We start from the raw sequence: 22,928 nt of genomic DNA, 5'->3' as shown, positions 1-22,928 counted from the left end.
ACATAGAAAAGGCGCTCAATGCGAGGCCGAGAAAATGTCTAGGGTTTAGGCAACCAGCGGTAATATTCGATGAATTACGCAAAGCAGCCTAATTTAGCGAGTGGTGCACTTCGGACTTGAATTCGCGGACACCCATACAGTTTTTCTATTTTAAATAGTCATTTCAATTCAAAAAGATAAACAAGCATTACAATACAAAATTAATAATAAAATATTAAGTACAGCGTTTACTTTCATTTTTTCGGCAGATTGTTTTATCTAAGTTGCGAAGTATTATATTAAAAAAGCCTCTCAAGGACTGAGAATGAAAGTATTGAATTTAAGAAAGACTTCTGAAAAAAGCATATGGCTGATGTTAGCTACCCTTGAGGCTGTTTTTGTATACCTTTTAAAAACCCTTTCACAGAAGCACTTTTTATATGAGCCGCTTCTTATACTATTCATGTTAATTTCGTTAGTTCTAACATTATTAATACTTAGTAGTAAAAGTGAACTCACAATCTGTCGCCACGGAGTATTTTATAGCTCGCCTTTTGGCAACGCGCATATAGAAGCAACTAAAACGAAGTTGATTAAACAATATTCTAAGTTTGGGTTTAATTGTGTAATTATTATAGGTGAAAAGTTTTTTATTTTTGCCCCTTTTTATAGTTTAACGTCTAGACAACTACAAAGATTAAAACGGTATGATTATAACTTGCTGCATTGGTTACAGGTAACTCATAAACGCAGCAAGTTTCAGGGCCTATAATGATAAGTAAATAGCAATAAAGGGCTTTTATTAGTTTTGCCACTCTTTAAGTACGTCTTTCACATACTCATAGCGCCATGAGTTAAACAGATCTGGCTTTGATGCAGCTTTACGCTCATCGGCATCGAGCTTCCAATTCCAGCTGATAAGCTGGTTAATCTGTTTTTTAGAGGCCAATACATCTTCAGGAATGCCCCGCTCTTTTGCAGCTTTAGTGATTTTTTGTTTAATATCTTTCGCGGCTTTTTTATATGCCGGAAAATCAATTAATCGTTTTAATTGTGCAGGTTGTTCGCTTGCAGGAACGGCTTTACCACGTTCAATACATTTTAAAATTTCAACGCCCGAACGGTTAACTTCCATTGGCTCAACACCTGGCACTCTGCGTAACGCATTTAAACTTGCAGGCTTGCGCTTAGCAATTTCAACCATGTTGTGCTCTTTAACCACAAAGTTAAGCGCGAGGTTTTTGCGCTCAGCCTTTTCACGGCGCCATGCAGCAAGCTCGCGTAATACCGCTAAGTCGTGCGGTCGTAATTGCCATGCATTTTTTATGTCTTTGTAGAGCTGCTCTGCGGGCGTTTGGTAAGCACGTTTTTGCGCGACTAACTCGCTTTCGCTGATAACAATGTCAAAAAAGCCAGCTTCATCAATTTGTTTTTTAATAATTTCAAAACAAGGCAATAAGTGATACGTATCTGCAGCGGCATAATCTAGCTGCTTTTCAGTGAGCGGGCGCTGTAACCAATTAGTACGCGATTCACTTTTATCAATTTCGATATCAAGTAACTCTTTAACCATGTGCGCAAAGCCCATGCAGTTACCATGGCCTAGTATTTGTAGTGCAAACTGGGTATCAAACAGTGGTGTTGGTACAAAGCCAGCGTATTTTTGAAACACTTCAATATCTTCTGACGGTGAATGTAGTACCTTTAACACCTCAGGGTTTTTAAGTACTTGCCAAAAATCAAAAAGCGACAGCTCAGCCAGAGGGTCGATTAACGCTAAATGCTCACCATCGTATACTTGAATAAGTGCAACTTCAGGGTAAAGCGTACGACGACGCATAAACTCGGTATCAATTGCCAGAACCGGTTTACCTGTAATTTTTTCTACAAAATCATTTAATTGATTTTGCGTTTCGATCAGTTGATATTGCACTTATACCCCTTTCTTTACCATAAAAAAGCCGGCTAATGCCGGCTTTAATTATTTTTCTTCGTCCTTTAAGGCTCTTCTTAGAATCTTACCAACGTTTGTTTTTGGTAGTTCATCTCTAAACTCAACGAGTTTAGGCACCTTATAGTTCGTTAAATTATCACGACAGTGCTTTATTATATCTTTTTCAGTTAAAGATTGATCTTTTTTCACAACAAAAACTTTAACTTGTTCGCCACTGACCTCGTGAGGAATACCGATAGCTGCTACTTCAAGCACGCCATCGTGCATAGCGACGACTTCTTCGATCTCATTTGGGAACACGTTGAAACCAGATACGATAATCATGTCTTTCTTACGATCAACAATGTAGAAGAAGCCTTCATCATCGTAAGTAGCAATGTCACCTGTTGCAAACCAGCCATCTTTTAAGCATTCTGCTGTTGCATCTGGGCGGTTATAATAACCTTGCATAACTTGTGGGCCTTTAACCCAAAGCTCGCCCGGCTCACCTTTCGCAGCTTCTTCACCATTTTCAAGCATAAGCTTAATATCAGTGCTAGGAGCAGGTAAACCGATTGAACCGTTATAACCTTCAAGGTCGTAAGGGCTAACAGTTACAAGTGGCGCACATTCAGTTAAGCCATAACCTTCCATTAATTTGGTCTTCGTTACAGCTTGCCATTTTTCAGCAACTGGACGCTGTACCGCCATACCACCACCAAGTGACATTTTTAAGCTTGAGAAATCAAGTTCAGCAAAACCTGGGGTATTTAGTAAACCGTTAAATAGCGTATTTACACCCGTTACCGCCGTAAATTTGTGCTGTGCTAGCTCTTTAACAAAGCCCGGCATATCACGAGGGTTTGTGATAAGTACGTTTAAACCACCGTATTTCATAAATGTTAGGCAGTTCGCTGTCAGTGCAAAGATGTGATAAAGCGGCAGTGCTGTGATAACCACTTCTTTTCCGCGCTCTAATACTTTGTCTAGACAACCTGATACTTGCTCAAGGTTACCAACCATGTTGCCATGCGATAGCATTGCGCCTTTAGATACACCCGTTGTACCGCCTGTGTATTGCAAAAATGCTAAGTCGTTTAAATCAACTTCAGGTTTTTTGTAACCCGCTTCATCACCAGCAAGCGCATCTGCAAATTTGATCACATTTGGCAATGAGTAGCTAGGCACCATTTTCTTAACGTGCTTCACCACAAAATTAACGATGTGCTTTTTAAGGCCGCCAACCATGTCACCCACTTGAGTAACCACGATGTGCTTGACGTTAGTTTTTGGTAATGCTTTCTCTAGAGTATCGGCAAAGTTTGCAAGAATAAAAATTGCTGAAGACTCTGAGTCATTTAACTGATGCTCTAATTCACGCACGGTATAAAGTGGGTTTACATTCACCACTACACAGCCTGCACGAAGAATACCTAAGATAGTCACAGGCGTTTGTAGTAAGTTCGGCATCATAACCGCTACTTTATCGCCTTTTTTAAGACCAAGATCATTTTGAATGTACGACGCAACACGTTTTGTAGCACTGTCTAACTCACGATAGGTCAACTCTTTACCCATGTTGGTAAAAGCTGGAAGGTCACTAAAGTCAGCAAAACTTTTTTCAAACAAGTCGAGTAGCGAGTGATAATGCTCAGGGTCGATTGTTTCAGGCATACCTTCTGGGTAGCGTTTAAGCCAGATTTTTTCCACTCTTAGCTCCTGTTTATAATTATATTTTTTAATAACCTTAAGCTAACTAAGGCCGTTTCTCAATGGAGTAAATACTCTAATGGTGCAGATAATCCCACATTTGGTGAAATTATACAATTAACTTGCTTTATACTGCCCAATAAATGCATGAACGTGTTCTAAGGTTAATGCAGGAAATTGCATATGGCAATGGTGACCACCAGGTATCTTATGAATTTTTAACTCTTTGTAATATTTACCATATGCTTCTAAGTTTTGCTTTACAAAAGGAAACCCCTCATCGCCTAAAATAAGCTGACATGGCGCGTTAATTTGTTTAATGGTTGCAATACATTGTGCTTCATCAAAGCGAAATCCTGAGTGATTTTTAAGCTTTGGATCGGTTGTTAAGTACCACTTGCCTGCTTTTTCGTAGCTATTTCGTGTCATTAATAACTCAGCTTGTGGGTATTCAAGGTCACCACTTGCAAGCCTTGCACTAATAATGTGCGCTTTTGAGTCAAATGCGCGAGGGCCTTTGCTGTTTACCCGCGCTCTGTTTAATATTGCTTTACGAAGTTGGCCGCTCACTTCATTGCTGTTGGTTGTAACGCAGCCAATTCCCTCAATAAAGTTTACCGATGCTACCTTTTCAGGGAAGCAGCTCGCAAAAACGCCAGCCACCATGGCGCCCATAGAATGGCCAACTAAATGCACTTTCGTTACATCAAGCGACTCAATAAACTTATAGACGTCATCAATGTAGTCAATAAAGTAATAATGGGCGTCACTACTTCGCCAATCAGATAAACCATGGCCAGGAAAATCAAGGCAATACCAACGCTGATTTAGCTGCGCATTTTGTAACATAGGTATGTAACTATGTGCGTTATCAAGCCAACCATGTAAGGCAATCACAACCTCTTCGCCATGACCAAAGGTTAGGCCATGCATTGCCTGAGTGCCAGTTTGAAAAGAAAAAGGTTGCACAATTGCTCCTATTTATTAAGCGTTTCAACTTAAAGGCGTTTATTTATCGTCTGGCTAGTATACAATAATCCTCGCAGTATAAATAAGGGCACAATAATAAGGTTACATCAATGAAATTAAAATTAAGTCTTTTAGCATTATTATGCTCAGCAGGCTCAGTAATGGCTGAATCAGCACCAAAAAACATCATTTATATGATTGGTGATGGTATGGGCCCGGCGTACACAACTGCATATCGTTACTTTAAAGATGATCCAAATACTAAAGTTGTTGACCCAACTGTTTTCGATACTATTTTGCGTGGTATGGCACATACCTACCCTGACGATCATACCTATGTAACAGATAGCGCTGCAGGTGCAACAGCGCTAAGCAGTGGTCATAAAAGTTATAATGGCGCAATTGCCGTTGATACTGATAAAAAACCTGTAAAAACTATGCTTGAAGTTGCCAAAGAGCGCGGTATGACAACAGCACTCGTAGCTACTTCGCAAATCAACCACGCTACACCAGCAAGCTTTGCTTCACATAACGAATCACGCCGTAACTACGACGAGATTGCTAACGACTATATCGATAACAAAATCGCGGGTAAATTACCGGTTGATTTAATGTTAGGTGGCGGCACGAAATATTACGTTCGAGAAGACCGTAATCTAGTGGAAGAATTCAAAGCAGCTGGCTATCAGTACAGCGATGACTTTACAGCTATGAATGACTTAAAACAGGTTCCTGCACTTGGTTTATTCGCTGAAGTAGGTTTACCGTTTGCCCTTGACGAAAATCCAACACGCCTTACGCAAATGACGACTAAAGCGCTTGATTTACTTGATGGTCAAAACGACAAAGGTTTCTTTGTAATGATCGAAGGTAGCCAAATTGACTGGTGTGGTCATGCAAACGACATTGCATGTGCAATGGGCGAAATGGACGACTTTGCTAAATCGATTGAACAAGCAAAAGCGTATGTAGATAAAAACCCAGATACCCTACTTGTTATCACTGCCGATCACTCAACAGGTGGCTTAACACTGGGCGCGCATGGTCAATATAAGTGGGAAACTGACGTTGTTAAAGGTGTTAAAGCAACTGCCGGCACTATCACAAAAGATCTACTTGAAAACGATGACTTAAAAGCAGTATGGCAAAAGTATTCTGATATCGAATTTACTGATGCAAACAGCATCAAGCTAAACGAAGCTAAGAAAATGGGCGATAAAGCACTGCTACTTGCTGTAAAAGATATCATCAATCATGCCAGCTTCACGGGGTGGACTACTGGTGGCCACACCGCTATTGATGTACAAGTATTTGCCTATGGTAAACGTGCAGAAGATTTCTACGGTTCGCAAAACAATACTGCGATTGCCGACAAGCTGATAGATTTTATTAAGCAGTAATTTTATTGCTTAGAAATACTGTTCAATCATAAAAAAGCCTAAACATTTTGTTTAGGCTTTTTTGTGAATTCAGTATTAGCTTTTATTAATCATACCAGTTAGCTATGCATATACATCAACGCCAATAAGGCTTTGCACTTCGGCGCGGCGCTCTAAGTTAGCAAATTCCGTATAGGTTGAAATTGCGCGACTGGTTTTTGGGTTGCTTGGTTTATCATAAATTGTTTGCTGATAGCTTTGCGACTCAGCTTTAAATTCATCGGCAATAGCAACGGCTTGAGGACTTGATTTAACATACTCTGTTGACGATTTTTGCTCAGCCGTTTGGTCTGATATCGCTTTAGGCTTATCAGTAATGGTATTTTTACGGCTATATTGACCGGGAATGTCACCGGTATAAAAGCCTGAGCCAATAGGTAAAGTCAAACTCGTAATTCCACATCAAACATGACTAAATTATGTGCCATAACTGACGGGCACGCAAGTCCCGTTATTCTTTCAGTTACTCTCGGCCAGGTAGCTTTTTCCAAGTCACTGTATCACGAACATATTTAGGCTGTGCATTCGCTGCAGTGACTGTATCACCGTGAGCATAGGCAGTGGCAACCGAGGCCAGCATGTACTTCGCATCAGGCAGTAAAATAGCTTCATTTAAACTTACATTTGCAAGTTCTGTAACAAGTGCAGGATAGGTCTGCCAACCTGTACCCACCGCTGTTGCAGCCATTTCAGGTAGCGTTAGCAACTCAGGTTTAATGACTTGCTCTTCATCAACAAGCGTCATCAGGCCATTATCATCAGCTTTATAATGAGCGTAATAAATCTCACCCATACGTGCATCAATAGCAGAAAACACATCGCTGGCTTGGTCTTGCTCAAACGCTTGTTGTGCCATCATCTGTAATGTTGATACGCCAACCAAAGGTAAACGTGCTGCATAAGCTAAGCCTTGAGCAATCGCAACACTGATACGCACGCCCGTAAAGCTACCCGGTCCTTGACCAAAACCAATCACATCTAAGTCGGTTAGTTTACATTGCGCCTTTACGAGTAACTCATCAATTAAAGGCAAAATCTTTTGGCTGTGCTGCTGTGGGCACTCTTCAAAATGATGAAATGTTTGCCCTTGATAATGTAGCACCAGCGATAAAGCTTCAGTTGATGCATCTAAGGCAAGAATATTGTGTTTAATCATCTAAGTTACTCTAATTGATCTGTTCTAAAAACGCGTTTGCCATTGCTAAATCGCGCGTGCGGCGCATAGGTGGCAAACTTTTTAAAAATACTTGGCCGTAATGGCGTGTTACTAGGCGGTTATCACAAATAACCAACACACCTTTATCTTTGCTATCGCGAATAAGTCGCCCTACCCCTTGCTTTAATGCAATGACCGCTTGGGGTAATTGAATATGCGCAAATGGGTCTTTGCCTTGTAACTGGCAATCTTGCATTTTTGCTTGCAACAATGGGTCATCTGGTGCGGCAAACGGCAATTTATCAATGATAACACAACTTAATGTACTGCCTCTAACATCTACGCCTTCCCAAAATGAGGCTGTGCCGAGTAAAACGGCATTACCGTGACGGGTAAACTTCTCAAGGATAATCCGTTTAGACATTTGCCCTTGCATATAAACCGGATAATCCATCTGCGTGGTTAAACCTTCAGCCACTAAGTGCATCATACGATAACTAGTAAACAGCACAAAACAGCGACCTTTTGCTGATTTAATCAACTCAAGGGTCAGCTTGATAATTGCGTGGGGCATATTATTCGCATGTGACTCAGGTAAGTAGCGCGGTAAGCAAAGTAGTGCTTGTTGTTGATAATCAAACGGACTTTCAACAATCATGCTTTGCGTTGGTTTTAAGCCAAGGCTAGCGTTAAAGTGCGCTAAGTCGTTATCGACCGATAAAGTCGCCGATGTAAATACAAAACCTGCTCCTGTGTCTTTCATCATCTGAGCGAATTTAGCCGATACATTAAGCGGTGTAATGTTTACCGTTAGGTATCGGCGAGTGGTTTCGTACCAATAACTATAGCCCGTTTGTGCGGTATCAAATACCCGCTCTAACTGACCTTTAAAGGCCAGTGTGCGCTCAAACGGATGCTCTATTTTTTCGCTACGGTCTAAGCATAACTTTAATACTTGGTATAAAAAGTCGAGGTCGCTAATGACCCGGTGCAGTGCTGCACAAATCTCTTTATCAGCAAGCTTTTCACGCCAATCACCACGGCTACCATCAAGCCCAAACTGCAAGCGTAAATCTGCCACGCTAGTTTCTAACTTGTTGAGGGTTTTGCCTAATTGCAGCATATCGGGGATATCAGCGCGGTAAATTGCACGTAAGTCATTAATTAAATCCACCAGCTTTTTAGTGCTAACACTTTCACCAAAATAGTCACTGGCAATTTCACTGAGCTGATGCGCCTCATCAAAAATATAGGCGTCTGCCGTGGGCATTAATTCAGCAAACCCCGTATCTTTCACGGCCATATCAGCAAAAAACAAATGATGGTTGATCACCACCACATCGGCTTCCATAGCATTTAAGCGGGCTTTGCGAATATAACAATCTTGAAAATCGGGGCACTCTTTACCCAAACAGTTATCAGCCGTTGAGCTAACATAAGGCAGTACCTTGGCATCTTCTTCTATGCCAATACAATCTGCCAAATCGCCCGAACGGGTTTCACTTGCAAACTTTGCCACCATCGCAAGTTGATGCATTACATCTGGATCATCAGTTGGCACATGCGCAACGTGCTGACTTAAACGATAGGTACACAAATAATTCGCACGTCCTTTTAAAAGGGCGACTTTTTTAGTGGCGCTCAGTGCTTTGACTAAGTTGGGTAAATCACGGTGAAACAACTGCTCTTGTAGTGCTTTTGAACCCGTTGAGATGATGGTTTTGCCTTTTGATTTTAACGCAGGCGCTAAGTAAGCATAGGTTTTACCCGTGCCTGTGCCCGCCTCAACCACTAATTGGTGACGTTTTTTTAAGGCATCATCAACTGCAACAGCCATGTCAATTTGTGGCTGCCGAGGAGTATATCCATCAAGAGAAAGTGCAAGGGGGCCAGTGGCACTGAAAAGTTGTTTGATAAACTTCGCCAATAGATTAAAAGTGATGGGCAGATTTTACGTAACTGACTTGCCAAGGGCAAGACTAAATGAGGAAGCAAGGCTTCCTCATGGTTAAAAGTATGATTGCGTTTAAATCATTGTCCTTGAATCGTTAATGTCACGCCCGATGCAGCTCGGTAACCCTGTAAATCTATGTACCAAGTTCCACCTTGTGGGTTATCAAATTGACAACTTTCTTCGTTACCATTTTTGTACGGCCGACATAGATAATTTGAACTTGTTGACGCTGAGCCATAGTTAACATACAAATCTGCATCGCCACTACCGCCAGTAATCGTCACCGTTAAATTACTAAGGCCTGCCGGTATTTGTTGAGTAAAGCGCTGCCAACTACCCGTTGCGACACTCACGTTTGTCTCAGTTCGATCAACGTTGTCGCCGCCACTTGAGGTGCTATAACTTCCCGTGAGTGACACATTCGAAATCTCATTCCACGCTTCAACCATGACATGATACGTGCCAGTTTGAACTGACGACATCACACAACTTTCATTACTTGTAGAGGTTGTGCTTTTACAATCAAAGTCTTGTAATGTTGGTTTACTGCCAAATTTAACGTATAAATCGGCATCACCGGAGCCCCCCTCAGTTACAAACTCAAGGTTACTGCTCATTGCGGGTACATCAAGTGTAAAGAATAACTGATCTTTTGCTGCGCCCGACAAACCTGTTTTAGCTACGCCATTTTCAAGCTGATTAGTCGGCTCAGTTACTACATCACCGGCATTTTTTGCCATTTCAGCAACATAACTCACAGCTAGTTTTGCAAACTTATTCGCGTGAGCCGCATCAAATTGGGCATCATTTGATGTGTGGATCAAAGGGTTAATGTCACTCATTGTTGATTCAAATGGCATTGAGGCGGCAAACCCTTGTTGATACCAAGAGGCATGATCTGAGCAGCCATAACCACATTGATCAAAGCCATAGCTCACTGCGGGCTGGTAAGCATCGAGCAACTGCGATAAATACTGATTTTGCGATGAGTTTGTGTAATCTGTCATCATCACAATATCTGTGCTACTGCCGTTATTGGCAGTCATATCAAACTGTACCATGCCTACAACATTCTTACCCTGTGTTTTATAACTTTGAGCAATATCTTTTGAGCCCCTTAGGCCTACTTCTTCAGCGGCAAACCCCATAATTTGTATGGTCCGCTGAGGTTGGTAGTTATTTTCCACTATTGCTTTTAAGGTTTGTGTGAGCACTGCAATACCCGAGGCATTATCATCTGCACCAGGAGCTCGGCCATTACTTGGATTAGACTGATTGATTGAGTCTAAATGGCCACCAATAACGACAATTTCATCTGCTTTTTCTGCACCAGGAATGGTCACAATAACTGATGATTGCGAAAAACTATGGTTAAAATACTCAACACTGATATCACTGCGGCTACTAGCTATTTGCTGCCAATGGCTCTTTAACCAATCAGCAGCATCAACACCACTTTGCACGGCATAATATCGGTTATGAAAGTTCATCATGCTATTAACCGTATCGCTCAGTTCACTACTATCAATCGATGATATTAGCGCATTAACTGTCGCGGCATTATCAATACTGTAGTTTACTAGGCTCGCATTCATCGCAGTCTGCGAAACCGCATTTAATTGCTGAGTATAGAGCTCTGCATCTGCTAATGAGTCATGGGCTACAAAACCACCGCAGCGATGATAGTTATCGTGCATAAACTCACTTAAACCAGCGATATCCTGCTTGTTAACGCGCATAAAATTAACTTGATTCAAAGCTGATTTTTGCATCGCAAAATTGCTGTTTAGTTTACGTTTACTCACGGTATCTTGTTGAAAGTGCTCAGCAGCAAGGGCATCAATAGTGACCCAAATTGTTTCGTCTTGCGCTGCATAACTTAGTTGGCTCAGTGACAGTGTGGCAAAGCCTACTAAGCACTGTGTTAGGCGGGTTGTCATAATCAATCCTTTTATGATGTGTATTTTAATGAAAATAAAAAAGGGAGCCGAAGCTCCCTGGCTAGTTAGCCGAAATGGTGAGAGTTACACCACTTGCAGCGCTGTAGCCGCGAAGGTCGATATACCAAGTACCCGCTTGAGGGTTTGTAAATGTACAGGTTTCGCTATTGCCGTTTTTATATGGACGGCAGTCATAGCTAGATGTTGTCGATTGCGAACCAAAATTCACATACAAGTCAGCATCACCAGAGCCACCAGAAATAGTCACATCCAGTGACGAATAACCCGCATCTAGATCTTGTGTAAAACGAGTCCAGCCATTTCTTGCTACACTCAAGTTAGACTCAGTGCGGTTAATCGGCGTTACACCACCACCGCTGCCCGAATCATAGCTACCTGTGAGTGATACACCTGAAATTTGATTCCATGCTTCAACCATTACGTAGTAAGTACCTGCTTGTACGTTACTAATAGCGCAGCTTTCTGTACTGCTAGATGAAGTGCTTTTACAATCAAAGTTGCTCAGTGTTGGTTTTGCGCCATACATAACGTAAAGGTCTGCATCACCACTTCCACCAGTTGTATTGAATTGCAAGTTCGTTGCGTCTGCTGGCACTTCAAGGGTAAAGAACATTTGATCTTTAGCAGCACCACTGATCCCTGTACGTGGCACACCATTGGTTAGTTCTTCATCACCGCCCGGAGGTGGCTCAGTTGTTCCACAGCTACTACCCGCACTCAAGCTCGAAGTCACACCAACCGCCGCAAGCGCTGCTTGAACATCTGCTGGTTCGTAATTTAAATCACACGCTGCATCCATCACGCCGTTACCTGCTAAATCCCAGTTTGTGCTGGCTGTCCAGTAAAGTTGATTAGCGCGTGCCATCACGACGAACGCCTTTTGCGTATCCCAACCTGGTGTTGTTGCAAGGTTATAAAATGCCTTGTTGAATACACCTGAGCTGTAATGAACATCCATACCAGAGTAATAATTGTTTTGATGGTCAATCGAGCTGCCATCTTGGGTAGGGTTATTCATGTAACGTAATGCACCGTTACCTTTAAAGATTTCCTGACCCACTAACCAGTCATTTGAGCCTTTCATGTAAAACTCAGCTGCTTCACCTGCCATATCAGAGAAAGCTTCGTTCAAACCACCTGATTTACCTGAATAAATAAGCCCTGAATTTTGTTCGGTAAAACCATGGCTCACTTCATGGGCCGATACATCAAGGCTAACCAGTGGATAAAACGTATTTTGACCATCACCAAATGTCATGGCACTGCCATCCTAAAATGCATTTTCATAGTTATTACCATAATGAACACGCATTTTTAGCTGGAAGGTTAAAGGCGCGGTACCTAACCAGTCGCTATACATATTGAAAATAACGTTACCAAAATAATGTGCATCATTTAATGGCGAGTATGCCCCGTTTATTTCTTTAAAGGTATTTTCTGGGCATGTAAACGAATACGCTGACGAACCACTTGTACCACCATTTAAATTAATGGTTCTTACGTTAGCGTTATTCATCGTACAAGTACTGCCAGACTGAGTAACATCTAGGCTATCAAAATCAGTACCGTAAATGTATTTGCCGGTTTTTAAGTTACCGCCTGGGCCCGTTGCACTAGCATGTTGTAAGTTATCGAAGCTAAATAAAACTTCACCGCTGTTTGCATCAATAATTTGATACGGACGAGATGGGTTATCGCCATACGTCACATAAGATACTTCATACACTAGGTGTGCAACGCTGTCTTCATCTAGCCAAATAGCTAAGCGTGATTGTTCATTATGCTTTTTTAACCCAACTGATTTAATTGCAGCGGGTGAGTTAGCAAGACCCTTCGCCATTGCTTTTTTCTTGTTAAGTGCCGGAGACACTGAGTCGATGTCGGCGGCAATGTCATACACCGCTGCACCATGTGCGCGCTTTAATTGGCCATTACCATCAAATGTAAGGCTAACCGTATCGCCGATGACAGGTAGACCTTGATACATCTGCTGATAACGGCGCGTGGTGTTGCCGTTACTGGTTTTGATTTCTTTTAATACAACTAAATCATTCCCTGCACCTAAACCAACTAACTGATTTGGATTTGCACTCAATACAGATGATGCATTGGTTTGCAAAGCTTGGTTAATCCCTGTTTGTTCGTTTAGGTATTTCTTGTTCGCAGCTACTGCACTTGTTGCTTGAGTCAAAGCAAAAGCAGCAAGAGTTGCTAGTGTGATTTTAGATAAATTCACGTTTACGCTCCGTTAGATTGTTATGTATTTAATATTTTCCTAGTAACCGGACTGCACTGTTCCCGATTAGTGACCAGCCTAGATTGATTGGAACGAAATTGAAAATGAAACAAAAAATTTACAAATAAAGTATTAACTCTAAACTAAAACCCTATAATTAACAGTAGGATAAGAAAATTAAAGTTTATTAATTGTTAACAAATAAAGTGAGAGTGTAAAATTATTGATACAAAATAATAACATTTGATATACATTTGTACCTTTTATTTGCATTTAATATTGCTCATTTCATTATTTGTGGTTCAAAGCTGAAGGCTTAAATATCCACAAAAAGCCTGGGTACATAATTTGCAGCAATACCAAGTACCTAGAATTTAAGGACTAAGCATGAATACTGAGTTGATACAAAATGAATGGCTAAATGAGCCTTGGCTGGTTGTCATTGGAGGCACTGCTCTAGCCGCTATCGCTTTGTTCTTATTGAGGTTTGTAATTATCTATTGTTTAAAAAAATGGACTCAACGCACTGACTTTGTGTTCGACTCTTTATTGGTTGACTCACTCTCTACACCATTGACCTTGTGCACAATGATGGTGCTTGTGATCATTTTTGGTCAGTTATTGAACACCACCGGCTTTATGGCTGAGCACCCCTTACCTATTGCGGCCACCGCTAAAGCCATTTGTATTTTTGCCTTAGTGTTATTTTTAGATCATTTCTTATTTGGTACCGTTGATTATTACAGTGCCCGCTCGGTGGTGGTTTCGAATAGTCATAGCATCATTAAAGGCTTGATCCGCTGTGCAATTGTGTGTGTTGGCTTATTGCTGTTATTAGGCACGTTAGGCATATCAATCACCCCAATTATTGCCTCATTAGGCATTACCTCTCTTGCCGTCGCTTTGGCTTTGCAACCGACACTCGAAAACTTTTTTTCTGGCGTGCAGTTGGTGATTGATAAACCAATTCGGGTCGGCGACTTTATAGAGCTTGAAAGTGGCGACCAAGGGTTTGTTGAGAAAATTGGTTGGCGCTCAACCTGGGTGAAAATGTTGCCTAACAACATGATAGTCATCCCCAATAGTCAGCTGTCTAAATCACGCATCATTAACTATTTTTACCCTGAAAAAGAGCTCAGCGTCCCCGTTGAGGTGGGTGTTCATTATGGCTCCGACCTTGAAAAAGTTGAGCAAGTAACTTTGGATGTAGCAAGACAGATCTTAAAAAGCCATGAATGGGGCATCGATGATTACGAGACCTTTGTGGTCTTTCATACTTTTGACCAATCAAGCATCAATTTTACGGTGATGTTAAGAGCAAAAGAGTACTTTAACCGCTTTTGGGTAAAATCTGCGTTTATCAAAGCATTACATCAACGTTACGCAAAAGAAGGAATTGTGATCCCTTACCCAATCAGAGCGATTAATACCAGCCAAGAATCGGCTCACTTTAAACAGGCTGATTGACCTAACTGAAGTTATCATAATTGCACATTCATCAGGTTTTTTTTGTCTCTTTTTAGACATTATTAACAGCGATTATACATATGCAATCAGCACCTTGAATTTTTACTCTAAAATGTCATAAAAATCGCATAAACACTGTGACATACCTATTTTAGAGGCGTACTATATGCGGCCAGAAAGTGACTGCTTTCTGCGTCTTGTTATACAAATATTTAAGGTCAAACAATGAATGCTTGGTACCTCATTTGTTTTCTTTCAGCATTAGCTATTTTTATTGCTTTTGCTAACCAATTCATCCTCAAAATGCAAACTACAATTGCTATAACAACAGGTTCTGTTGTTATTTCTCTACTTCTTATACTTGCCGTTAAAATGCTTGGTGATACCACCGCCCTCGAAATGACTCAAGTTGTCTCCAGTATCAACTTTAATCAGTTGCTTTTAAAAGGGATGCTCGGCTTTTTGCTGTTCGCGGGTGCGTTAGAAATCAACTTAGCAGCCCTTCGAAAGCAACGGTGGGAAATTACCGCATTAGTGTTATTTTCAACCATAACCTCAACGGTCATTGTTGGTTACTTGAGCTATTATTTGTTTGCTTTTGTTGGCTGGCCTGTGCCGTTTATTTACTGTTTATTGTTTGGTGCTTTAATCAGCCCAACCGACCCGATTGCAGTGTTAGCCATTATTAAACAAATGCGAGCCCCAGAAGGTATTTCTGTGCAAGTTGAAGGTGAGTCTTTGTTTAATGATGGTATTGGTTTAGTGATTTTCACAACGATATTTTCAGTGGCCTTTTATGGCACCGAAGCTACCTTTACTGACGTTGCAGAATTGTTTTTAGTTGATGCAATTGGCGGTATCGTGTTTGGTCTGGTGATTGCGTTAGTCGGGCATTTTTTAATTATTAATAGCCGCGATGTGAACATTCGTTTGCTACTAACCCTGACCATTCCAACAGCCGGCTTTGCAGCAGCAAATATTTGGGAAATCTCAGGTGCCCTTGCTATGGTCACCAGTGGTATCTTACTTGGCAATATTACTCGTTCAAAAGCAACAGAGCGTACCGGGCCTGAAGATACTCGCTACGTGAAAGACTTTTGGCATGCCACAGATAGCTTTTTAAATGCCTTGCTGTTTTTGATCATCGGAATGCTAATTGTCACCATGCCTATTACTCTTGAAGAAATTGGCTTAGGTTTACTCATGGTGCCTGTGGTGTTGCTGGCTCGTTTTTTAAGTGTAGGCACGCCATTTGTATTCTTTAAAAAGTACCGCCAGTACGATAAGCACTCAGTGAAAATACTCACTTGGGGTGGCTTACGGGGGGGGTTAGCGCTTGCAATGGCAGCTGCCATCCCACGCGATCAAGTAATGATCGCAGGCTCTGATTTACATGACTTGATTGTTATTGTCACTTATGTGGTGGTGATCTTTTCGATTATCGTACAAGGTTTGACAATATCGCCGTTGATCCAAAGCAGTATTCAATCAGCAGAAGCGAAAAATTAAGCACTGATTTTTACTTTAAAGGCTCAATTATCGAGCCTTTTTTGTGCTTTATCGGCATACATTCGTGCGTCTGCAACAGCAAGTAATTTAGTCAGCGAGCATGGTTGCTGATCTGAAAAATCGGCTATACCATAAGAAAAGCCAAGCTCAACTTGATTATTAAAACTATTAGGTAAGTGATTGAATGACAAAAATAGACGCTGCATAATAGCCTCGCAATCACTGGTATTTAAATCTGTAAACAAAATTACAAACTCATCACCGCTCAACCGCGCATATAAATCCGCTTTGCGACAGCAGCTTTCCAGCAACCTTGCAAAATCTTTTAGCAACCGGTCGCCTGCAGCATGACCGAACTGGTCGTTAATTGCTTTAAAGTTATCTAAATCTATAAATACCAATTTTGCTTTTAAATGCTGGCGAATGCATAAATCAAGGTAATGTTCAGCTGTGCTAATAAAACCCCGACGATTGGGTAATAAGGTAAGCTCATCTGTGGTTGCTAATTGCATAACCGCAAACTCACGCTCGACAATTGCTGCAAAGTCTTTTAAAACTTTCGTATCTTTATTGTTAAAACTGCGAGGTTGGTGATCAATAAGGCACAAAGTGCCAATTCTATTTCCTGATTTAAGTGTGATTGGGCAACCTGCATAAAAACGAATATTTGGGTCACCCATTACCAGCGGGTTATCTGCAAAACGTTTATCGTTTAAGGCATTTTCAACCACTAGGGGGTCTTTATATAAAATTGCATGGGCGCAAAAAGAAATGTCTCTTGCAGTCTCTGTCACATCTAACCCCACACATGACTTAAACCACTGTCTATGCTCGTCAATTAAGCTAATGACACAAATTGGCACAGAGAAAAACTGTTGGGCAAGGCGAGTGATTCGGTCAAAGGCGGGGTCGCTCTGAGAGTCTAATACACCCAAAGAGCGAAGCTCTTCAAGCCTTGCTTGCTCATTTAACGGCACTGCTGGTCGTTCCATTAGATTGCCTTTTGATCAAAATCACATGTATTTCTTAACCCTAGCAGAAAAAAATGGTCTATTGCATACAAACAATTTCTTAAATTTCTGCTATGCCCATGTATCTAGGTGTTTATTACCCTCTTCATCTTCTTCTATGGCATTTTTACCGCTTTTATCATCTTTTTTAGCAGCTTTTTTTCGTCGCTCTATTTCTCGTTTTTGGCGTTTTTCAAGTTCAATTCGCTGCACGTTCGCATCTTTTACGCCCGCAATGTGAAATGCGCCTTTACTTTCTAACTGTAGCCGTGTAATTCGACCTAAAAAGGGGATCATGATATCCATTTGTACCTCCTATATATCCATTTATTATCGGCGGTTATAGCATATACTTTAATTTCGCAAAAAAATGCTTGCCAAAGATTAGCAAAGCATGTTTATCTATATACGTAAATTATTTAAACAGATTAACGCACTGGTTTACATAAACGAGTGCAATACAGGAAAAATTATGCGCTTCAATCTGACAACTATCCATCATCACCATCATTCACCGGAATAGCCTGTCAGGTTTTTCGCTGAGAGGTTATTCCTAAAAGGAACCTCTGGCGAGCAATCAACCAAATTATTTATTTTCGCCCTGAGGTTCCCTCGGGGTTTTTAGTTTTTGAATTAAAGGAAAATGAATAATGAGCAATACCAACCGTTTACGAATCGCCATCCAAAAAGGCGGCCGCTTATCAAAAGACTGCCAAGAGTTGCTAAAGCAACTTGGTGTGAAATTAAATCTTCGTGAACAACGTTTAATCGCACACTCTACCAATATGCCAATTGATGTACTTCGTGTACGCGATGACGATATTCCGGGCCTAGTAATGGACGGTGTGTGTGATTTGGGTATCGTAGGTGAAAACGTACTTGTTGAAGTACAAGCCGAACGCGAACGCCAAGGTGTGGAATTCGAAGTAAACAAACTTTCTAAGCTTGATTTTGGTTACTGTCGCCTTGCACTTGCATGGCCGCAAGAACTTGGTCCACAAAATAAAAGCTGGTTCGAAGGTAAACGCATTGCCACTACCTACCCAGAAATCTTAAGCCAATACCTAAAACGCGAAGGTATTAACGCAAGCACAGTTATGTTAACGGGCTCTGTTGAAGTTGCGCCGCGTGCTGGTTTAGCTGATGCAATTTGTGACTTAGTATCTACAGGTGCAACGTTAGAAGCAAACGGCTTAATGCAAGGCGATACCATCTTAGAATCAAACGCATGTTTAATTCAAAACAAGAATCTAACTGATCAAAGCAAACTTGATTTAATCAATACGCTAATGCCGCGTTTACGTGGTGTACGCCAAGCAAAAGAAAGTAAATACATCATGCTACACGCACCAAAAGCAAAGCTTGATGAAGTATGCGACTTACTACCTGGCACAGGTCAACCAACTTTACTATCGCTTGCTGGTAGCGACGATTATGTTGCGCTACATATGGTTAGCAGCGAAACCCTTTTCTGGGAAACAATGGAACAGTTAAAAGCACTAGGTGCTAACTCAATTCTTGTTATGCCAATTGAAAAAATGATGGAGTAATTATCCATGTTTCGCTGGAATGAGGAAAATCAACAAGCACAGCAGGCGGTACTTACCCGCCCTGCTGTTACTGCAAGTAAAGAGGTTGAAGCAATTTGCATCGACATCTTAAATGCAGTTAAAGCACAAGGTGACGCAGCGTTATTAAAGATGGCAAAAGAGTTTGATAAGCGCGAAACACCTCGCTTATTAGTGCCAGTTGAAGAAATAAACCAAGCTGAGCAGTTATTATCAAACGAGTTAAAAGCCGCTATCGAAACGGCCTACGCCAATGTAAAACGCTTTCACCAAGCACAATTACCTAAAGATATTAAGTTAACAACGCAACCTGGCGTATTGTGTGAACTTAAATATCAAGCCATTGAAGCGGTAGGTATTTACGTGCCAGGTGGCAGTGCGCCACTGCCATCGTCAGTAATTATGCAAGGGGTGCTTGCACAGTTGAGTGGTGCACAAACCGTTGTGCTTACTACACCTGTGAAAGCCGATGAAACTATCAACCCTGCCATTTTATATGCGGCAAAACTATGTGGTATTAAAACCATTGTAGAAAGTGGCGGCGCCGGAGCGATTGCAGCGATGGCTTACGGTACAGAATCAGTGCCTAAAGTGAACAAGATTTTTGGCCCGGGAAATAGCTTTGTCACCATGGCAAAACAACTTGTTGCGCAAACTATTCCAGGTATGGCGATTGATATGCCAGCGGGCCCTTCTGAAGTGCTAGTGATTGCTGATGAGCGTGCAAACCCAGAGTTTATTGCGGCAGATTTATTATCGCAAGCGGAGCACGGTGCTGATTCACAGGTTATTTTACTGTGTAACAGCGAGCGTATTATTGAAAAAACACAGCAAGCATTAACAGAGCAGCTAGCAAAATTAAGTCGTAAAGACACTGCCGAGCAAGCCCTAGCAAACTCAAGCTTGATATTAGTCGACTCGGTTGAGCAAGCCTTTGCAGTGTCTGCGCAATATGGTCCTGAGCACCTTATTCTACAGCTTGCTGATGCGCAGCCTTATTTAAGCTTAGTGAAAAATGCCGGTTCAGTATTTGTGGGTGATTACACTCCGGAGTCTGCCGGAGACTATGCATCGGGTACGAACCACGTACTACCAACGTATGGTTACAGTGCGACCTATTCGAGCTTAAACTTACTGGACTTCTTTAGAACTTTCACAGTGCAAACCATAAGTAAAAATGGCTTACGTGAATTATCTAAAGCAATTTTACCTTTAGCTGCAGCAGAGGGGCTTGATGCTCACGCTAATGCTGTTTCAATTCGTCTTGAGGCTATGAATAATGAGCGATAATTCAAAAATAACAACGCTGTTGCCAGACAACATTGCAGCGCTTACAGCCTACAGTTCGGCGAAAAGTGAAAAGCTGACAGGCACAACGTGGTTAAATGCCAATGAAAGCCCGTATTCACGTACGCCAAATATCAATTTAGCTGATTTAAATCGCTACCCAGATCCGCAGCCTCAGCAAGTGATCACTCGTTACGCTTGCTATGCTAATTTAGAGCCAGAGCAAGTACTGATGACTCGTGGCGCTGACGAAGGTATTGAACTATTAGTACGTACTTTTTGTAGCCCTGCTAAAGATAGCATTGCACTCTTTTTGCCAACTTACGGCATGTACAAAGTCACTGCTGATACCCACAACATTGCAATTAACGGTTTAACTCAAGAGCTGTTATTAAAAGGCACCGTTGATGAGATTGTCACTGCGGTTGCTGATTCAAAGTTGGTGTTTATTTGTAATCCAAATAACCCTACCGGCAGCATGACAAGCCTAGACAAAATCAGAAAAATCACCCAACAACTTGCGGGTAAAGCGATTGTAGTGGTGGATGAAGCTTATATAGAATTTTGCCCAGAACAAACAGCGGCAAGCCTGATCAACGAGTTTAGTAACCTTGTGGTACTAAGAACCTTATCAAAAGCATTTGCACTTGCAGGTTTAAGAACGGGCTTCACGCTAGCCAACAGCGAGCTACTTGCACCTATTCGTAAAGTGATTGCGCCTTACCCTGTATCAACGGTGGTGGCGAGCATTGCCTCAGATGCATTAAGTAGCGACAACATCGCTTCAATGCGCCGTCAGGTGACAATTCTAAATAGCTTAAAAAGCAAACTAAAAAGTTGGCTCGAGCAATCACCTGCCGTTATCAAAGTACTGAGCGGTGAAGGTAACTTTGTCACTTTAAAATTAAAAGACAAACAATCATTTAATATCGCACTTGAGCAAGGACTCGTAATGCGTGCCTTCACTTTATATGGCGAAGATGATTGGTTACGAATTTCTATCGGTAACGAGCAAGAACTAGAACAAGTAAAAGTTTGGTTAGATGGCTTATCACTGACCAGTAAAACAGTAGAACAGGAATTATCATGAGCAACCCATATTTATTTATTGACCGCGATGGCACGATTATCGAAGAGCCTATCACCGACAAACAGGTTGATAGCCTCGAAAAATTAGTGTTTTTGCCAAATGTGATCCCTGCTCTATTACAACTTCAAGCGGCAGGTTACCGCCTTGTTATGGTTTCAAACCAAGATGGTTTAGGCACTGATAGCTTCCCGACCGCTGATTTTGATATTGCTCAAGACAAGATGATGGATATCTTAAACAGCCAAGGGATTAAATTTGATGAAGTTCTGATCTGCCCTCACTTTGATGAACAAAATTGTGACTGCCGTAAACCAAAAACAGGCTTACTTACTGAGCTTATGCGCTCAGGTAAAGTCGATTTAGCGCGTTCATTTGTGATTGGCGACCGCCAAACTGACATCGGACTTGCCAATAACTTATGCTGCGAAGGCATTTTGTATGACGGCAGCTGGGATGCCATTGTCACTAAGCTGACAACCGCAAACCGTGAAGGCCGTGTCACTCGTAATACCAAAGAAACGCAAATTGATGTGCAAGTTAATTTAGACCAAACAAAAAATGGCGAAATTAGCACTGGCCTTGGCTTTTTCGATCACATGCTTGACCAAATTCGTACTCACGCCAATATCGGACTTAATATTCAAGCCACTGGCGACTTACACATTGATGAGCACCACCTAGTTGAAGATATCGGCATTGCACTTGGCCTTGCCCTTAAACAAGCGCTAGGTACAAAAACGCAAATTGGTCGCTATGGTTTTGCACTCCCTATGGATGAATGTAAAGCAGAAGCGCAAATTGACTTATCAGGCCGTGCCTCATTTGTATTAAACGCCGATTTTAGCCGTGAAAAAGTCGGCGACTTAGACGTGCAAATGGTTGAACACTTCTTTAAAAGCTTAAGTGATAATGCCGCCATGAGCCTAATTCTGTCGGTTAGCGACGGTAACTGTCATCACCAAGTTGAAGGCTTATTTAAAGCGTTTGCAAGAGCACTTCGCGCTGCGATTGCAAAAGATGCTTCACAACAAACTGCCAGCTCTAAGGGGTGTTTATGATTGCCATAATTAATACCGGTTGTGCCAACATTAACTCAGTTCGTTTTGCCTTTGAGCGCTTAGGGAAGACGCCAGAGGTGATCACCTCACCTGAGCAACTAAAAGGCTTTGAACGTGCGATTTTACCCGGCGTAGGTCATGCTTCTGTTGCCATGAAGCGTTTAAAAGACGGTGGTTGGCAGCAAGCAATTGATGAATATCAACGCCCGCTAATGGGCATTTGTTTAGGCATGCAATTACTTTGCGACAGCACAGAAGAAGGCAATGTTGATTGCCTTGGCAAAATTCCGGGTGTTGTTAAGCACTTAGATGTGGGCACATTAACCTCACCACACATGGGGTGGAATGACCTAAGCGTGTTAAAAGAGCATGCCCTTACCAAAGGGTTATCGGCACAAGATCAAGTGTACTTTGTGCATAGCTTTGCTCACACAGTGAACGATGCCACCCTAGTTAGCGGTGAATACGGGCAAGCTTTTTCAGCAATTGTTGCTAAAGATAACTACGCAGGCATGCAGTTCCACCCAGAGCGAAGCGCCAAAGTAGGCACGCGACTTTTACAAAACTTTTTAGATTGGCAGCTGTAAGCGCAGCAAACAAAT

General features: G+C 41.7%; 18 protein-coding genes and 1 pseudogene. 9 read left to right on the top strand and 10 right to left on the bottom strand.

Annotation, left to right across the window (positions count from 1 at the left end):
- Positions 1 to 304: 304 nt before the first annotated feature.
- Entirely contained in the window at positions 305 to 751 is a 447-nt protein-coding gene (locus L1272_RS14230) for a hypothetical protein (RefSeq protein WP_054552032.1), read from the top strand.
- A gap of 30 nt (positions 752 to 781) precedes the next feature.
- On the opposite strand, the gene rnd is transcribed toward L1272_RS14230, so the two are convergent.
- The 3 genes from rnd to L1272_RS14215 all read right to left on the bottom strand — a co-directional run bounded on the left by rnd (position 782) and on the right by L1272_RS14215 (position 4,591).
- Complete coding sequence (rnd, locus tag L1272_RS14225; protein WP_187491026.1) at positions 782 to 1,912, bottom strand: ribonuclease D; 1,131 nt, start codon at positions 1,910 to 1,912, stop codon at positions 782 to 784.
- Between the two features lie 48 nt (positions 1,913 to 1,960).
- The gene (fadD, locus tag L1272_RS14220; protein ID WP_054552030.1) at positions 1,961 to 3,622 is read right to left on the bottom strand and encodes a long-chain-fatty-acid--CoA ligase FadD; all 1,662 of its coding nucleotides are present in this window, start codon (positions 3,620 to 3,622) and stop codon (positions 1,961 to 1,963) included.
- 117 nt (positions 3,623 to 3,739) lie between these two features.
- Positions 3,740 to 4,591: an alpha/beta fold hydrolase gene (locus tag L1272_RS14215; protein WP_054552029.1), complete on the bottom strand. Its 852-nt coding sequence runs from the start codon at positions 4,589 to 4,591 to the stop codon at positions 3,740 to 3,742.
- Positions 4,592 to 4,701: 110 nt separating this feature from the next.
- Between L1272_RS14215 and L1272_RS14210 the strand changes: the two genes are divergently transcribed.
- Positions 4,702 to 5,991 carry an alkaline phosphatase gene (locus L1272_RS14210; protein ID WP_235373720.1) on the top strand — a complete coding sequence of 430 codons (1,290 nt, stop codon included), beginning with the start codon at positions 4,702 to 4,704 and terminating at the stop codon, positions 5,989 to 5,991.
- Positions 5,992 to 6,093: 102 nt separating this feature from the next.
- On the opposite strand, the gene L1272_RS14205 is transcribed toward L1272_RS14210, so the two are convergent.
- The 5 genes and pseudogenes from L1272_RS14205 to L1272_RS14185 all read right to left on the bottom strand — a co-directional run bounded on the left by L1272_RS14205 (position 6,094) and on the right by L1272_RS14185 (position 13,337).
- Positions 6,094 to 6,417 carry a hypothetical protein gene (locus L1272_RS14205; RefSeq protein WP_054552027.1) on the bottom strand — a complete coding sequence of 108 codons (324 nt, stop codon included), beginning with the start codon at positions 6,415 to 6,417 and terminating at the stop codon, positions 6,094 to 6,096.
- 76 nt (positions 6,418 to 6,493) lie between these two features.
- Entirely contained in the window at positions 6,494 to 7,186 is a 693-nt protein-coding gene (gene tsaB, locus L1272_RS14200) for a tRNA (adenosine(37)-N6)-threonylcarbamoyltransferase complex dimerization subunit type 1 TsaB (RefSeq protein ID WP_235373719.1), read from the bottom strand.
- 10 nt (positions 7,187 to 7,196) lie between these two features.
- Complete coding sequence (locus L1272_RS14195; RefSeq protein ID WP_054552025.1) at positions 7,197 to 9,113, bottom strand: ATP-dependent DNA helicase; 1,917 nt, start codon at positions 9,111 to 9,113, stop codon at positions 7,197 to 7,199.
- Between the two features lie 104 nt (positions 9,114 to 9,217).
- The gene (locus L1272_RS14190; RefSeq protein ID WP_235373718.1) at positions 9,218 to 11,080 is read right to left on the bottom strand and encodes a M28 family metallopeptidase; all 1,863 of its coding nucleotides are present in this window, start codon (positions 11,078 to 11,080) and stop codon (positions 9,218 to 9,220) included.
- Between the two features lie 61 nt (positions 11,081 to 11,141).
- A pseudogene (locus L1272_RS14185) lies at positions 11,142 to 13,337 on the bottom strand (M4 family metallopeptidase).
- Between the two features lie 387 nt (positions 13,338 to 13,724).
- Here L1272_RS14185 and L1272_RS14180 point away from each other — a divergent pair.
- Complete coding sequence (locus L1272_RS14180; protein ID WP_235373717.1) at positions 13,725 to 14,804, top strand: mechanosensitive ion channel family protein; 1,080 nt, start codon at positions 13,725 to 13,727, stop codon at positions 14,802 to 14,804.
- Between the two features lie 225 nt (positions 14,805 to 15,029).
- Complete coding sequence (locus tag L1272_RS14175; protein ID WP_054552023.1) at positions 15,030 to 16,313, top strand: cation:proton antiporter; 1,284 nt, start codon at positions 15,030 to 15,032, stop codon at positions 16,311 to 16,313.
- A 23-nt stretch (positions 16,314 to 16,336) separates the two neighbouring features.
- Here the strand turns inward: L1272_RS14175 and L1272_RS14170 are convergent, their stop codons facing one another.
- Positions 16,337 to 17,305 carry a sensor domain-containing diguanylate cyclase gene (locus tag L1272_RS14170; RefSeq protein WP_235373716.1) on the bottom strand — a complete coding sequence of 323 codons (969 nt, stop codon included), beginning with the start codon at positions 17,303 to 17,305 and terminating at the stop codon, positions 16,337 to 16,339.
- A 90-nt stretch (positions 17,306 to 17,395) separates the two neighbouring features.
- The gene (locus L1272_RS14165) at positions 17,396 to 17,629 is read right to left on the bottom strand and encodes a hypothetical protein (protein ID WP_054552021.1); all 234 of its coding nucleotides are present in this window, start codon (positions 17,627 to 17,629) and stop codon (positions 17,396 to 17,398) included.
- Between the two features lie 344 nt (positions 17,630 to 17,973).
- Here L1272_RS14165 and hisG point away from each other — a divergent pair, with 344 nt between their 5' ends.
- The 5 genes from hisG to hisH are packed head-to-tail and all read left to right on the top strand — an operon-like array spanning position 17,974 to position 22,913.
- Positions 17,974 to 18,873, top strand: coding sequence for an ATP phosphoribosyltransferase (gene hisG, locus L1272_RS14160; RefSeq protein WP_138616628.1), 900 nt, complete (start codon positions 17,974 to 17,976; stop codon positions 18,871 to 18,873).
- Between the two features lie 6 nt (positions 18,874 to 18,879).
- Complete coding sequence (gene hisD / locus L1272_RS14155) at positions 18,880 to 20,181, top strand: histidinol dehydrogenase (RefSeq protein WP_138600754.1); 1,302 nt, start codon at positions 18,880 to 18,882, stop codon at positions 20,179 to 20,181.
- Entirely contained in the window at positions 20,171 to 21,268 is a 1,098-nt protein-coding gene (gene hisC, locus L1272_RS14150; protein WP_268841502.1) for a histidinol-phosphate transaminase, read from the top strand. The genes hisD and hisC overlap by 11 nt, the downstream gene beginning before the upstream one ends.
- A complete protein-coding gene (hisB, locus tag L1272_RS14145) occupies positions 21,265 to 22,326 on the top strand; it encodes a bifunctional histidinol-phosphatase/imidazoleglycerol-phosphate dehydratase HisB (RefSeq protein WP_054563884.1) in 1,062 nt (353 codons plus the stop codon). Before hisC ends, hisB begins: the two co-directional genes overlap by 4 nt.
- Positions 22,323 to 22,913, top strand: a complete 591-nt coding sequence (gene hisH, locus L1272_RS14140; RefSeq protein ID WP_054552016.1) for an imidazole glycerol phosphate synthase subunit HisH — start codon at positions 22,323 to 22,325, stop codon at positions 22,911 to 22,913. The genes hisB and hisH overlap by 4 nt, the downstream gene beginning before the upstream one ends.
- Positions 22,914 to 22,928 lie beyond the last annotated feature (15 nt).

The organism is Pseudoalteromonas sp. PAST1 (genome assembly GCF_021532515.1).
GTDB classification, from domain to species: Bacteria; Pseudomonadota; Gammaproteobacteria; order Enterobacterales; family Alteromonadaceae; genus Pseudoalteromonas; species Pseudoalteromonas simplex.
The sequence above is the reverse complement of the archived record's forward strand: the minus strand, read 5'-3'. Positions and strand labels throughout refer to the sequence as shown.